General features: G+C 43.0%; 11 protein-coding genes. 4 read left to right on the top strand and 7 right to left on the bottom strand.

Translation table 11 applies throughout. From position 1 onward, the window contains the following. Nucleotides 1–59 precede the first annotated feature (59 nt). The 3 genes from LEP1GSC047_RS17500 (at nucleotide 60) to LEP1GSC047_RS17490 (ending at nucleotide 4,320) form a co-directional block, all read left to right on the top strand. A complete protein-coding gene (locus tag LEP1GSC047_RS17500) occupies nucleotides 60–293 on the top strand; it encodes a hypothetical protein (RefSeq protein WP_010416818.1) in 234 nt (77 codons plus the stop codon). Then, complete coding sequence (locus tag LEP1GSC047_RS17495) at nucleotides 290–2,212, top strand: MutS family DNA mismatch repair protein (protein WP_039935464.1); 1,923 nt, start codon at nucleotides 290–292, stop codon at nucleotides 2,210–2,212. Before LEP1GSC047_RS17500 ends, LEP1GSC047_RS17495 begins: the two co-directional genes overlap by 4 nt. A gap of 137 nt (nucleotides 2,213–2,349) precedes the next feature. Then, nucleotides 2,350–4,320: an LTA synthase family protein gene (locus LEP1GSC047_RS17490; protein ID WP_010416826.1), complete on the top strand. Its 1,971-nt coding sequence runs from the start codon at nucleotides 2,350–2,352 to the stop codon at nucleotides 4,318–4,320. Nucleotides 4,321–4,330: 10 nt separating this feature from the next. Here the strand turns inward: LEP1GSC047_RS17490 and LEP1GSC047_RS17485 are convergent, their stop codons facing one another. The 6 genes from LEP1GSC047_RS17485 to LEP1GSC047_RS17460 all read right to left on the bottom strand — a co-directional run bounded on the left by LEP1GSC047_RS17485 (nucleotide 4,331) and on the right by LEP1GSC047_RS17460 (nucleotide 11,667). Next, a complete protein-coding gene (locus LEP1GSC047_RS17485) occupies nucleotides 4,331–6,385 on the bottom strand; it encodes an AsmA family protein (RefSeq protein WP_010416828.1) in 2,055 nt (684 codons plus the stop codon). A gap of 1 nt (nucleotide 6,386) precedes the next feature. Continuing rightward, nucleotides 6,387–7,352: an ABC transporter ATP-binding protein gene (locus LEP1GSC047_RS17480; protein ID WP_010416831.1), complete on the bottom strand. Its 966-nt coding sequence runs from the start codon at nucleotides 7,350–7,352 to the stop codon at nucleotides 6,387–6,389. Then, on the bottom strand, nucleotides 7,349–8,344 hold the full coding sequence (locus tag LEP1GSC047_RS17475) for an ABC transporter ATP-binding protein (protein WP_010416834.1): 996 nt from the start codon (nucleotides 8,342–8,344) through the stop codon (nucleotides 7,349–7,351). The genes LEP1GSC047_RS17480 and LEP1GSC047_RS17475 overlap by 4 nt, the downstream gene beginning before the upstream one ends. Beyond that, nucleotides 8,341–9,378: an ABC transporter permease subunit gene (locus tag LEP1GSC047_RS17470; RefSeq protein ID WP_020989008.1), complete on the bottom strand. Its 1,038-nt coding sequence runs from the start codon at nucleotides 9,376–9,378 to the stop codon at nucleotides 8,341–8,343. The genes LEP1GSC047_RS17475 and LEP1GSC047_RS17470 overlap by 4 nt, the downstream gene beginning before the upstream one ends. Continuing rightward, nucleotides 9,375–10,388 carry an ABC transporter permease subunit gene (locus tag LEP1GSC047_RS17465; protein ID WP_010416839.1) on the bottom strand — a complete coding sequence of 338 codons (1,014 nt, stop codon included), beginning with the start codon at nucleotides 10,386–10,388 and terminating at the stop codon, nucleotides 9,375–9,377. The genes LEP1GSC047_RS17470 and LEP1GSC047_RS17465 overlap by 4 nt, the downstream gene beginning before the upstream one ends. 106 nt (nucleotides 10,389–10,494) lie before the next feature. Then, complete coding sequence (locus LEP1GSC047_RS17460) at nucleotides 10,495–11,667, bottom strand: lipocalin-like domain-containing protein (protein ID WP_010416842.1); 1,173 nt, start codon at nucleotides 11,665–11,667, stop codon at nucleotides 10,495–10,497. A 213-nt stretch (nucleotides 11,668–11,880) separates the two neighbouring features. Between LEP1GSC047_RS17460 and LEP1GSC047_RS17455 the strand changes: the two genes are divergently transcribed. Then, nucleotides 11,881–12,855, top strand: coding sequence for a lysophospholipid acyltransferase family protein (locus LEP1GSC047_RS17455; RefSeq protein ID WP_010416845.1), 975 nt, complete (start codon nucleotides 11,881–11,883; stop codon nucleotides 12,853–12,855). 20 nt (nucleotides 12,856–12,875) lie between these two features. Here the strand turns inward: LEP1GSC047_RS17455 and LEP1GSC047_RS17450 are convergent, their stop codons facing one another. Further along, nucleotides 12,876–14,837, bottom strand: a complete 1,962-nt coding sequence (locus LEP1GSC047_RS17450; protein WP_010416846.1) for a sulfatase-like hydrolase/transferase — start codon at nucleotides 14,835–14,837, stop codon at nucleotides 12,876–12,878. Nucleotides 14,838–14,840 lie beyond the last annotated feature (3 nt).

Here is a 14,840-nt window from a genome sequence, read left to right as displayed (position 1 = left end):
AAATACTTGAGGTTTTTTTTTCTTGTACGATAAGAAAGTACTAGGTAAAAACGGTTAAAATGCTGATTCGTCTGGAAAATCGAACGGGCCGTAGGTCGGGTAGGTACGTCGTTTACGAGTACGGCACGGACCTATTCGGCTATGTCTACGTGGATAAATTCCGCGGTAAGGACAGGGGTCGGATGGTCTCCAGATGGGTCATGAACGATCTCGGTTCTTTGGTTCGCCTGCTGGATCACGAATTATATCGTCGAGAATCGGAAAACTACGAGAACGTTTCAGCAGCGATATGAATATTCCATCTCGGATGTTTTCCGTCGAACGGAGAATTTCCCGTATATCCCGCCTTCTCTTGCGCGAGGAAAAAAAATTACGCTTACTATCGTCATTGAGGCTCCTGGCGTTCGGTGCCTTTCTTACCTGGATTTTTGCCACATATATAATTCGGGTTTCTTCCGAAATTTACTATCTTCCATCCATATTTTTTCTTTGGGCCTTTTATCGTCTTCTAGCCCTTTATCAAGCGCGAAGAGATAAATCGAAGCGTCTGGAAGTTTGGCGCGGGCTTATAGAACGTCAAAAAGCAAGATTGTCGTTGAACGCAGATGGTTATCCGAAATTGAAACGGGAAATATACCGTGAAATTTCTATGGATCGGAATTTACCTTCCTGGACCAAAGATTTGGACTTTCTGGGTGAGAAAGGTATTTTGGCCAGGATTGATACGACATCCACCCTTGCCGGTTACTCTAAATTTCTAGGATACTTTTTAGATCCCGATTTAACGTCGGCCGTTCGCGAAAGGCAGGGCAGCGTTTCAGCTCTCTCCCGGCGATCCGGAGTATTGCAAAAGATTCTGCGTCAATTCGGATTATACGAAGCGTCCATCCCGGCCAAAAAAGAAATTAAAGAAGAAGCTCTCCCATCCTACATTCCTTCGATTTTACGTTACGATAAAGATAGAGAGGCTCCGAGAGAAGTTTCGCCTCCAAGCGGATTATTCAAGGAAGAACCGAAGGAGTTTTGGAAGCGAGCTTTGGCAAATCAAGGAAGATGGATTCGATTCATCTTTCCTTTCTGGATCGTATTCGTATGGCTCGCCGTTCTTATCGGCCTCGTTTTCGGGAAAACTTGGGGGTTCGGTTTTTTCTTATTAAACCTAGGACTTTTCGGAATTTATAGAAATGCATCCTTAGAGTTGATCTCACCTTTGGCCCAACAAGCGGAAACGTTATCCGAACTAGGGAAATTATTAAGATACGTTTTAAGATCAAAGGTAATCGGGACTTCCGGCCGGGAATTTCTGAGGGATTGGACCGATGCTGAATTTGTTCGATGCTGGAAAGAACTTAGAAAAATCGCAGACAGAGCTTCGTACTCGCAAGCACCGTTACCGCATAGTGTCTTAAATTTCCTTTTCCTATTCGATTTATGGTTTTGGAAGCGGTATGATCAATGGTGGGAAGAGTGGGGGAAAAAAATTCTACCCGCATTCGAAGAGCTCTGCGAACTAGATTCCTTATTACCGCTCGCTAATTTACGATGGATCGAACCTAGCTTTACCTTCCCAAGTATATTAAAAGAATCGGATGGAAAAAAAATAGAGGCGAAGGATTTAGTGCATCCGTTGATTCACGCAGAAAAGAGAGTTCCGAATAATTTGGAACCGGTTGCACCGGGAGATTTGCTGCTTTTAACCGGCTCTAATATGTCCGGCAAAACGACCTACTTGCGTTCCGTCGGTATTTGCGGAATTTTATCTATGGCCGGTGCGCCGGTTCCGGCTTCCTCCTTTTCCACACCTCTTTTAAAAGTTCACTCGAGTATTCGCAATGAGGACTCGGTAGACGAAGGTATTTCTTTCTTTTACGCGGAAGTGAGAAGACTGGCAAAAATTCTAACCGAAGTCTCGGATTCAAAATCGGAGCATCTGGTTCTTTTGGACGAAATCCTAAAGGGAACCAATTCTAGAGAAAGAACTCTAGCCTGCAAAGGGATTCTCAAACGTCTAAAAAGCTCTCGAGTATTCGGTATCGTAACTACGCATGATCTCGAGTTAGCCGGCTTGAGCGGGCTTTTATTACGTCATTTCCGAGAGGAAATTAAAGACGGTAAAATGAGTTTCGACTATCGAATTCGTCCCGGCATCGTTCAATCTAGCAATGCTTTGGAAGTCTTAAAATTAGAAGGACTAGATTTGGATTTCAATTAGTCCGTTTTGGAATGTAGTCTACCGACTACAGCCTAAAGATATCACCGGTACGATCGTCGAGATTGAACTTCGAATTTCTCTAAAACTATTTTTGGGTTGCTCCGGCCAATTAGGCTTGGTCTCTTATTAAATAGTCGATGAAACGTCTCCCTTCGAATCTTAAGTTAATAGGTGGTTACGCTCTCTTTTTCGGTACAATTCTGGTCGGTTACAAAGCCGCATTTTTATGGATTTATTCTTACCGATTGCAAGGTGTAGAATCCAAGGACGTTCTCTTTGCTTTATTTGTCGGTTTGCGATTTGATTTTTCTGTAATTGGAATTCTCTTAGGAACGTTTGCGGTATTATCCGCAATTCCCTACTTGAATCGTTACAAATACTACGTCTTTTTTTGGGGATACACTCCGATTCTCATCAGCGTTTGGATGATTTCGCATTTAATAGCCGATATCATTTATTTTGAGAATGCCAACAAACATATCGGCTACGAAGGCTTCGTATTTATCGGAAAAGATCTAGGAGTTATTCTTAAGTCGGCTTTCGAAGACAGCCCTATATTTATCGCCTCCGCCTTGGCACTATTTTCGATTTTCCTGCCGGTATCGACTTATTACTTTTTGAAATATAATCCCTACCGGTATGAACCGGGAAATCGGAAAAACGAATCGGTCCAGTGCTGTATTCTATTAATAATTTCGATTATCGCAATTCGAGGAGGAATTCAAGAAACTCCCCTGAGAGCTAGCAATGCGATCGTTTCCAGTCATGCGTTCGTGAATAATATCGCGTTAAACGGTATTTTCACTTCCATAATGGATTTAAAAAGCCAATCTATTCCGAATTATTTATCTCTAGATATGGATCAGGCGGTGGCTGTCGTTCAGGCGGAGATTAGCTATCCGGGCGCGCAATTCGTCAGTAAAAAATTTCCGCTTTTGAGAAAGCAAAACCAAACGAACTTCGGGATGTCGCCCAATGTCGTATTGATTCTTTTAGAGAATTGGACGGGAAAATTCATCAACCCGATATCCGACGGTAAAATCGCCGGAAAGGAACTCACTCCTCACTTTAATCGACTTCTACGGGAAGGTAGATTCTACACGCGCTTCTTTGCCTCGGGCGGTAGAACCACAAACGGGATGCTGTCCGTATTGACCGGTATATCCGATAGACCGGGGCTTACAGTAGTACGAACTCACCAAGTATTGGGTAATTTTTCCGGAATCGGAAATATCTTTAAGAAGCTCGGTTACGAAACATTCTTTGTTACCGGTGGTGATTTAAGTTTTGATAATAAAGCAACATTAATACCTCATTGGGGATTCGATACCGTCGTGGGTGAAAAAGAAATAGCCAAAATGAATCGGTTTCGATTGGGAGCATGGGGATATGACGACGCGGACGTATTACAAGTACTGCATGAAAAAATCTCCGCATCTAAAAAACCCTTTTTAGGTGTTTCTCTCACTCTTTCGACGCACTATCCGTATCGACCTCCCGCGGGAAGATTTAGGATTTTCGACTCTTCCGTCCAAGATTTCGAGTATCTAAACGTTTATCATTATGCCGATTGGGCAATTCAGGATTTTATTTCTAGGGCGAAAAAGTCCGGATACTTTAAGAATACGGTTTTCATTTTTGTGGCGGACCATACTCATCATCGATATTTGGATTATTACGAAGATCGTAATATTCCATTTTTGATCTACGCTCCGGATAGAATTCAGCCCGGTATCGACGATCATTATGCCTCTCAATTGGATGTAATACCGACCGTTCTTGGCTTAGTCGGAAAAGAAGCCTACTTCTCCGCTATGGGCAGAGATTTGCTTTCTCCAAAACATTCCGCTTCCGCATACTTTGCTTACGGTAATTTGTTCGGTTGGATAGAAAACGATCTTTTTTATACGCACTTTGTCGACGGAAATAGAAATCTAAAATATACCGTCAATCCTCCACGCGTTTTTTCTTCCATTTGCGACTCCAAACCCGAAATCTGCGATTCTCACTTTTTGAAAGGAAGGGCTTTTTTGAATTTAGGACACGAACTATTAAATCGAAATTTAATTTTTCCGTCTGAAGAAGAACTGGAGCGGCGAGCCTTTTGAAGGCGGAAGTCTATTTGCCTTTGGGTTTTTTCGAAGTATCGTCGTCGGAACCGCCGAACAAACTGTTAACTCCGTCCCATAAATCGCGAACGTATTCCCCGATCACTGAACCCGCAACGCCTCCTCCATACGGACCACCCAAGGGTAGAAGATAGGGACCGAGTAAGATAGAACCCGCATAGACGGAACCCAACCAAATCGGATCGATATAAGGAATTCCTTTTCCGAAAATTCCTTTGTAGAGGATGGGTATTTTTGCCGCCTGCCCTACTACTTTACCGCCCAAGCGAAGGTAAAGGATCATATCGATTCGTTTATCAAAACCTAAATTTCCGTTTCCATCGACTTCCATTCCGCTTCCTTCGATGGATAAGTTGGGAAAGAAAAGTCGGTTATTTTTGACTCTTAAGTCGGACTTCAGATCGGAAAACTGGAATTTTCTTCCGTCTACGCCTTTAAAGCTGATGATTTTTCCGAGAGTATTCAGTACGGGAATCATGAAATTTGCGTATCCTATCAATTCCCCGTTTCTAATTTCTAGATTTCCGGAACCGACCATATTGGCGAACAGTTCCGCTACGGTTTCTTTCGATCGATCGCGAATGGACGTTTCGAGAATAAACCTGCTATAAAGTTCGCCGCTAATAATTCTCTCGGAAAGGTAAGGTAATAAGATCCTATCCGATTGAAGTCGAAACGCTTCGCCTTCCACTTCGATCTTAGGCACGAACGGGAAGATCTTGGCTTTACCGACAATTTCGCCGTTATATATGAATGCGTGAAAGCTCGGGATGGCAATCATGGGATAGACGTATTTAGCTTCTCCCTTTACGGATAAAAATCTATGTTTGAATGCAAAGAGATTATTTAATTCGGCGTTGATATAAAAAATTCCGGGAGGGGATTGGGGGTCGAATAGGTCGTCACGAACTTGGAATAATTTACAAAGCTTTATAAGATTATGATAATCTGCATAGTCGCTATGAATATCGAATTGGCCGACCGTTCGATTTTTCCAATTTACGCTGCCCGTTCCGGTGACTTTTGCCACCCCTTCCCATAACGCATCCACGAAAGATAAGGAAATTTTGCGTTCAAAAGGATCCAGATCGAAATTTACGTCTGCTTTGATTTTTCCGAAGGGGATGCCTCCTTTGTACGCAAGATTCTTCACTAAGGATCGAACCTTAAAATGGATGGAAGAATTCTCTTCTTTAGAAGCTTCGATTCGTCCCGTAATCGTAGTTTTTGAAAAATCCGCCGAAGGAAAAATAAAGAATAAATCCCTGAGTAAAGAAAGAGAAAGCTCTTCTAAATTTAAAACGACTTTGAATTGAAGTTTGTCCCAATTCGTCGTCGATTTTTGGAGTGCGGCGGTGATTTGTAAATCGATCGGTTGTTCATCTATCTTTCCTTTAAATAGAAATTCCAACTCGGTTCCGTAAAAGGAGACGGAACTTCTCGATTTATAAAAATATACTCTGTATTCGCGATTATGCGAATCTTCTTTGTATTCTAACGTGAAATTATTTATTTCAACGTTCTTTAATCCGATTCCGATAAAATTCTTCGCGGATAGACCTAGGTTTGGCGCCAAATTTTCAGGAATAAGTTTTACGCTAGACCGTTGGTCCTGATTTTGGTCTCCCTCTTTCAGATACTCTAGTAAGTCGAAAGAACCGTCTTTTCGCCTTTCTAAAAAAAGGGAACCGCCTTCTATGGAAAGGTCCCTTAATTCTATCACTCCTCGGAGTAAGCCGAACCAGGAAATATCCAGATCGATTCGATTACTTACGGCTAAAAGAACATTATTCTTTTTTATGGAAACATGATTTAGTTCTATACCCGGGAAAGGAAAAATTATTAAATCGGAATCCCTAACTTCGATATTTAATCCCGTAGCTTGACTGATTTGGTTTAACAAAAATTCCTTATAAAACTCTTTTCTCTGCAAAAAAGGAAAATAAACTAGAACCAAAAATAAAATTACTATAAGCGAGACGCAAAAAAGAATCCGTATTCTTTTCTTTTCAAGATAATCGGAAACGACATCCCAGGAGCGCATCTCATTTCTCCAACGGAAAATGACATAAGGCTTTATGATCCTGCGTAATCGTTTTCCACTCCGGAGTTTGTTCGCCGCAGACAGGTTGGGCAATCGGGCACCTGGTATGAAAATGACAACCTTTCGGTTTATTTAAAATACTAGGGACTTCGCCTTTGAGAGGAATTTTCTTCGTCTTCCTATTTTCGATATCGAAGATGGATCCGAATAGTGCTTTTGTGTAAGGGTGGGACGGGATATCGAAAACCTTGTCCGTCGGCCCTGTTTCGACGATGCGGCCCAAATACATGACAGCGATCCGATCCGATATTGCCCGAACGATTCCTAGATCATGCGAGATAAATAGGTAGGATAATCCGAAATCCCTTTTTAGTTCTTGGAGAAGCAGCAACACTTGGGCCTGCGTGGAAACATCCAATGCCGAAACTGCTTCATCTAAAACGATGAATTCCGGTTTTAAAACGAGTGCACGCGCGATGGCAATTCTCTGTCTTTGCCCGCCGGAAAATTCGTGGGGATATCGATATAAAATATCCGTAGGTAGCCCGACATTCTCCAGAATCGCTCGAGACGACTCTTCGACGGATTCGTCGCTTCTTTTTTCATGAAGTAGTAAGCCTTCGGTTAATATTTCCTTAATATTCATTCTTGGATTGAGGGAGGAATAAGGGTCTTGAAATACGATCTGAATCTTTTTTCGAAAAGGCAGGAATTCCTTGTCCGATAAGGAAAGAATATCCTTACCCTTATAGGAAATTCCTCCTCCGCTAGGTTTTAATAATTTAAGTATCGCTCGACCCAGAGTGGATTTTCCGCAACCGGACTCTCCCACTAATCCTAGAGTCTCTCCATCCAAGAGAGAGAGACTGACGTTCTCGACCGCAAGTAATTTGGTCTTCTTTCTTCCGAAAAAAGTCTCCTTTCCGAAGCCTACCGTTAAATCACGTATTTCTAATAAAGAATTCATATCTTTCCGCCTTTATCGGAAACGAGAAAACAGGAAGATAAATGTTCGGTGCGATTCGTAGGATAAAGCTCGGGTTTCGATTCACGGCAGCGCTGAAAGGCCGAGCGGCAGCGGTTTTGGTAATGACAACCCGGCGGATAGGAGCCGGGAGAAGGAACTCGACCCTCGATCGTTTTAAAAGCGCCTGTCGTAATGAATCGAGACGGGAGCGAATTTAATAAATCCTGAGTATAAGGATGAGACGGAAATTCTATAACCGAATCGGTTTCACCGATTTCGGATACGTTGCCGGCGTATAATACGCAAATCTTGTCCGCGATATGGCTTACCAATCCAAAATCATGCGATATGAATAGTACCGAGAGACCGAACTCTCCCTTTAATTTCAGTAATAATTCCACGAGCTGTGCCTGTACGGTGACGTCGAGCGCCGATGTGGGTTCGTCGGCGATAAGCAGCTTAGGATTGCACATCAAAGCCATCGCAATGCATACCCTTTGTAAAATTCCTCCGCTAAGTTGATGAGGATAAGATTCCATTCTCATCGTAACGTCCGTGATTCCGACCGAAGAAAGTAAATACTCGGCCTTTTGCTCGGCTTCCTTTCTGGACCCGACGGAATGAATTAGATAACCCTCGGTCATTTGATCTTTTATCTTTTGCAAGGGATCCAAGGAAGAGAAGGGTTCTTGGAACACGTATGCGATGTCCTTACCACGAATTTTCTCGAGTTTTTTGGATGGAAGCGTTAATAGATTCTGGCTTTCGAACAGGATCTCTCCTCCTGCGACTCGGAATAAATCCAATGGAAGAAGTTTCGTCAGTGCTAAGGAGCAAATCGATTTTCCGCAGCCCGATTCTCCCACGAGTGCTAGAACTTTTCCCTTTTCCAATTGGAAGGAAAGATTTTGCAATAGTGGAACGTAGCCGATTTCGGTTCTAAGATCCAAACTTAGATTAGAAACGGATAAAATGACATCGTTCGCCTTCATTCGTACGACGTCCTTTCCTTAGCATCGAAAGAGTCTCGAAGACCTTCGCCGACGAACGATGTGAGTAAAATCGTTAAAGCGAGCGCAAGTGATGGAAACGTAATTAACCACCAGGCGCGTAGATTTTCCCTACCCTGTCCGATCATTTCTCCCCAAGAGGGATTCGGCGCGGGAATTCCGTATCCTAGAAAATCTAAGGCGCTTAAGATTCCTACCGCTCCGATCAGAGTAAAAGGTAAAAAAGTGACAAGAGGAGTGATTGCGTTGGGAAGAATATGGTTTTTCATAATTTTCCAAGGACTCGCTCCTAAGGCGCGAGCGGCGTCTACGTACGTCTGCGTTTTGAGTTTGTAAAATTCACCTCGCATATACGCGCTGATTCCGATCCAACTCAACGAAGCATAAGTGATCAATAGTACTAAAAACCCTCTTCCGAAAAAGGATCCCATGATTAAAATTAAATAAAGGAAGGGAATTGCGGATAAGATTTCGACGATTCTCTGGAGAATGATATCCGTTCTCTTTCCGAAATATCCTTGGATCCCGCCGATTACGGTTCCTAAAAGCAATTCCATTACTACGAGCACTAGTCCGAAACTCATCGAGTTTCTATAGGCGTAGAAAATTCTCGTAAAGACGTCTCGGCCTCGATCATCGGTTCCTAACCAATGCTTTTTTCCCGGCGAAGAAGGCGGAGCGTCGTCCACTTCTAGATTTTCGAGATTATCTTCGTTATAGCCGTATGGAACCGGCGGAAACAAAACCCAATTCTGGTTTTGTTTAAAAGCCTCGCTCGCCGCTAACTTCTTATAATTAGGGGCGGTCAAATTGCTTCCCCCGAATGTCTGATCGGTATAAAATTCGAAAATCGGAAAATAAATTTTTCCCGAATAGGAAACGACCCAGGGCTGATTATTCGCCAATAAGGGAGCGAATAAAGAGAGCCCGTAGGACAGCAGGAGAATCCAGAGAGAAATCCAGGCCCGAGGATTGGATTTGAATTTCTTAAATCGCCTTTGTAAAAGAGGACTCATGCTTCGAAATTGATCCTTGGATCGATCCAAATATAGCAAATGTCGGAAAGAATATTACCGAATAAGGCGAGTAAACTTTGGATTAGTAATAGTCCCATCATCAAGTCCGTATCTCTTTCCGTGACTGCTTGAAAGCTTAAGAGACCCATTCCGTCTATATTAAATACTAACTCTATAATCAAAGATCCGGCCAAGACTAAACTGATATTCGATCCGAAACCCGTAGCGATCGGAATCAAACTGTTCCGAAAAGCATGTCTAAATACCGCGTCCTTAAAGGACATTCCTTTCGCGATTGCCGTTCGTACGTATTCTTTCGAGATTTGATCCAATAGAGAATTCTTCATTAATAAAGTAAGAACAGCGAATGAGCCGGAAATATAACAGATAACCGGAAGAAACATATGTTCCAATCGATCTCGAATTCGATCGAAAAATCCCAGAGACTCGTATTCGTCCGAAACCTCATGACCTAACGGAAACCAGGAAAAAACTTCGCCCGAAGCAAACACATACAGTAAAAGCATAGCTAGGGCAAAAACCGGAATCGAATATGCCAATAAAATTATGATGCTTGTTCCCGCATCGAACGCCTCTCCGCTACGAAGAGCTTTTGCGATTCCTAACGGAATGCAAATCAGGTAGGAAAGAAAGAAACCTGAAAGTCCGAACGTTAAAGACACCGGAATTTTCTCGGAAATAAGTTCCGAAACCGGCCTTGAGTGCAGACGGGAATCTCCTAGGTCGAGGCTGATAATATCTTTCAACCAAAAAAGATAGGCGATCGGAATCGGTTTATCTAAGTGAAGTCGCTTTCTTAGAATCTCGATTTCTTCCTGGCTAATCTGATTCGCTTGCGCGCCTTGCAAGCTGGCATAACCTCTAATTTTAGCGATTTCCGTTTCAAGAGGCCCGCCGGGTGCTAGATGAGAAAGAATAAAGACGAGAAAGGTAATCCCTAATAAAGTCGGAAGAATCAAAAACAATCTTTTTAGAAAATAATTTCCCATACCGGTCATCTAGCTGAGATAACAATCTTATCTTCATGCATCGAACTATTTTTCAAAAATAGTCGCTCGGAATAAAGATTTTTTCGACCGGTTTCGGTTACTTTCCTTACCGCCTTCCCCCTTTTAATTCGAGGTAGCCCTTGCCTGAGACCGGCTTTCCGTCTTTCAATCCTTTTACGCTGATTCCACCTTCCCAATAGATCAGGCCGGAGGTTTCTCTCGCGTCGAATTCTTGGTCTTCAAATTTAGGATTTATTTCCAAGGAAAGCTGATCGGATTCGAGGGTCCATTCCAGAGCATACTGAATTCCGGTGTTGGGACTTTTCCAGATTTTGCTTTTGGGTTGGAACCTAAGATCTCCTTCCTTTTCGAGCGATCTTACTTTCCCGTCCCGATTTCTGACGGTTCCGAAAGTTTCGGAAGCTTCTCCGGATTTACTACGAAAATTAAACGCCATGATATCGGAGCCGTCGTCGAGTTGTATGCAGATCCAATCCCAAGCGTTTTCCTTGGAAGCAAGATGATTCGTGTTAACGGTTCCTTCCGGGCTACTCCATTCATGATCCATCCAACTCTTTCCGGATGTTACGACGTATTCTTTACCGTCCAAATAAAGAGTTCCTTTTGTTTCCAATCGGGGAATGCTATAATAGTACGAATAAAATTCGGGGTGAACCCGGCTCTTAATCGATTTTCCCTTATTTCCATGAAGCAGAATTCCCTCGGGCTTTCCCTTCAATTCTAGTTCGATTCCGAATCCCGATTCTTGACGAGGGAAGGCAGTGATTCGAAATTCGGCCGGCCCAAGCACTTCCATTCGATAATCGCCGCTCCAAATGGAACGCTTATCCTGTCCGGCTAAACTCCCCAACTCTCGCTCTAAACCTTGTGCGGTTTTATGAATTTTTTCGTTCATATCGGAAATTGCAAAATGGACCGGGTAGACCGAAACCTTGGATCCGAAAAATGCGCGAAAGAAGCTAAGCTCGTACCCCAACTCTTTGCCGGTTTCCGTATTTAGAATACCGACAAAATAGCACCACTCTACGCGAAAGCCGTTGTGAAAAAAATGATCCTGGGGAAATCTGAATTGCCTTCCGTTTTCAGCCCGTCCTTGCAGCGTCTTATTCGGGCCGAAAGCGACTGCATGTTCCGCATTCGAGGAAAGGGTGAATAATAAGATCGTTATTAGTAACGAGAATCGAATCCGAGGGATAATTGCATTACTGATTTTCGGAATATGCGCCCGAAGACCCTGCTTTTTATTTCCGTAAAACATCTCTATTTTCCATTCGTATCTTTAATTTCGGAATTAGTGGAAACTTGCAATACCGGTAAATCATCGCTATCGTAAAAATACTTTTAACGGCTCGCTTTTCCGTCTTTTCATCAAAAAGTAATAAAATTTTCCCTCGAATTCAAGTGCATATTTCGCCGGAGGAAGCGTTCAAATTCTACTTGTTCGGGCGGTTCCGATCTACTCAATTGGTCTATGTCTAAGATCGTACCGAGAAGCGAGCGAAAAAAGGTTAGAAAATTCCTTCAATACGCTTTCGCGAGACTGCTAGTTGGATTCCTTTCTTTCTTTCCTTATAAACTTCGCGGTAAGCTCTTATTTTCGGTCGTTCAAATTCTCGGAAAAGCGACAGGTTCCGCTAAGAATCGAATCGAGCGACATATTCGATTGGCCTTTCCTACGAAGACCGACTCGGAAGTGCGGACATTAATCACTCATAACCTGCGAAATCTGGCGAATATGGCCAACGAATTTTGCGAAGAACCCCGCATGAATAACGAGTTTCTAAATGATTGGGTAACACTTTTACCCGATCGGGAAACTCATGCCCGCCTCTTCGCAAAAGGCGGCATATTGGTTTTGGGGCACCTCGGGAATTGGGAGACGATGGGAGTTTCTGCCTGCCATTCCGCTCCTAAAAACGACCTTTACGTTTTTGCTAAACGACAAAGTAATCCCTGGTCGAACGCTTGGATCGAACGCAACCGAGCGACTCAAGGAATCAAACTCGTATACACGGATGAAAGCCCGCGAAAAGCATTAAGTCTTCTTAAACAAGGAAAATTAGTCGCATTTATTTCCGATCAAGATGCGGGGAAGAACGGAACCTTCTTCCCGTTTTTAGGAAGGTTCGCTTCCACCTTCCTCGGACCCGCGACATTTGCAAGAATGACCGATGTGCCGGTTCTATTTTGCAGCAGTTGGTACGACGACGCGGGTAAATTATATTTTTATGTTGAGGAATTCCAGCGCCCGCAATCCGATCCTAGGAAGGATCCTGAAAAATGGGAGCGGGAGTTTACTTTCAAATGGGTCAAGCGCCTTGAAGCGGAAGTTAACGAGCATCCTGCCGATTATTTCTGGCTGCATAGGCGCTGGCATACGAAACCGGAGAACGAAAAAGAATTACAAATTTTTTGGGATGCTTTCCAACTTCCGTTCCAAAACTGAATCGGATAATCTACTTCGGGTTATTTGACCGAAACTGCTTTATTGCGGGACTTCCCGGAATCGGTTGCGCCGGAATTCATAGGGCGAATCCCGATCGACTCATAGAGGTCGCGACAGAGCCCGCATTCTTGCAATTCCTTTCTGCATTCCTCTTTTTCCGTTTCGGAAAGCTCGGGCCAAAGGTCGCGCAATTCATTCGGGTCCTTCGATAAATCGTATAATTTCTCTCTCGGCGGTATCGTATTTAAGTTCATTAGGTAATGAAGATCGCCTTTTAAATAACTGATCCCTACTTTATAAAGCGATATCTCGTTATTATTGGTTACGATAATTTTTCTTTCGTCATCCAGATCTCTCAAAAGGGATTTTCCTTCCAATTTCGGAAGATAATTTTTTACGTCCGGTTTCTTCTCTAAATCTAGAGCATCCAGCATTGTGGGAATGATATCGGTATTTGCGACAGGGCGGGTCGTGTTTCTTTTGATTGCCTCCGTTCGGACGCCGTCCTTACTCAGGGCATGAGGGAGCCGGATTATCATAGGAATCGCGATCGTTTCGATATGATTACTGTCGATATGGCCTAGATAATCGTGCTCGAATAACGATTCTCCGTGGTCGGATGTGAAAATAACTAGAGTGCTTTCCGTTAAACCCTCCGATTCCATAAACTCGTAAACTTCTTTTAACAAATTGTCCATATGACGAACGGAGTTATCGTATTGATCGGGGACCGTATTGACGGGGAATACTTTCCCTTCTTCCGGGATTATATAGGGAAAATGATTCGTATTGAAATGAAGGACTCCCGCGAATTTCTCTTTTTTATTCTTTAAGAATGTAACGTACCGTTTAAATTCCTCTACGGTTTTGCGATCGTCGATTCCAATATCGTTAAAAACTCCCGATCCGCTCGCTTCTTTGTCCCAAATTTTATCGATGCTCGAGTTCCGGAAAAAGCCTTTAAAATTATTCCATTGTAAATCATGACTAGTGATGTAGAAGGTGGAGTAATTTAAGACCTTTGCATATTCCCAAAAAAGAGGAAAACTATGAGTCATTGGCACGGGTTGAGCCGGCGATACTCCCGAAAGTATACTAGGAAAGGAAAGCAAGGTCGAGCTCGAATTTGAGAAAGCTTGTTTGAAAACGAACGTCGAATAATGATTCGCATTTTTTACGTTCCGAACCAGGAAAGGTGTCGTGTCTTTTTTATAACCGTAAAGACTCATATTATTTTTACGTAAACTTTCGGCCACGATAAGCAGAACGTTGAACGCGGGCTTAGAACTTACGTTCGATAGCTTAGGTTTATTTCTAGACTGGAGCCCTGCCGAACCTAAATTATCGCCTGTAAGTCGGTTATAAACGTTTCTCCATACGAATGCGATCGTGTTCGTATCGGACACGTAGACCTGATCGTTGAAGCGAGTGTTGTTATGAAGAAACGCGGTAAGCAGTAAAAAGAAAAAAATCGACGCCGCGCGCAGAATCTTTCCGAATCTAAATTTTTGCGATCGGACTTTCGTCGCAAGATAAAGGAGAGAAGCGATTAGAAGGAATACTAGGCAGGCAAGGACGACCAATCCTCCGGTTAAACCTCCCCAAAAAATCGTCCAACTATTCAACGGCTCTTGGAACAGGAACGAAAAGACGAAAAAATTAGGCATGATTCCGGTATATGCGTAATATCCGTAAGAACCGACCAAACATACCGTGTAGAAAAATGCCGTTAGTAAAAGCGAAATCCAATAAAGACCCTTGTTCCCGTAAAAATAAAGAGAACGGAGCCCGATTATTAGAGCGGAATACAGTAGGATGGAGTAAATAAACGACAGTAGATAAAACGACCACTGCCGAGTTCTAAAGCCCGGAAAAACTTCATCTCTGATAATAAGATCCGATACTAGTAGGATTAGCGGAATCGCGGGTAAGACTGCCTTCTTCCCCATAATCGACAGAGTTTTATTTATTTTGAATCCCATCGT

The organism is Leptospira inadai serovar Lyme str. 10, from assembly GCF_000243675.2.
Taxonomy (GTDB): Bacteria; Spirochaetota; Leptospiria; order Leptospirales; family Leptospiraceae; genus Leptospira_B; species Leptospira_B inadai.
Note: the sequence above shows the minus strand (reverse complement) of the source record. Positions and strands in the feature narration are given on the sequence as shown.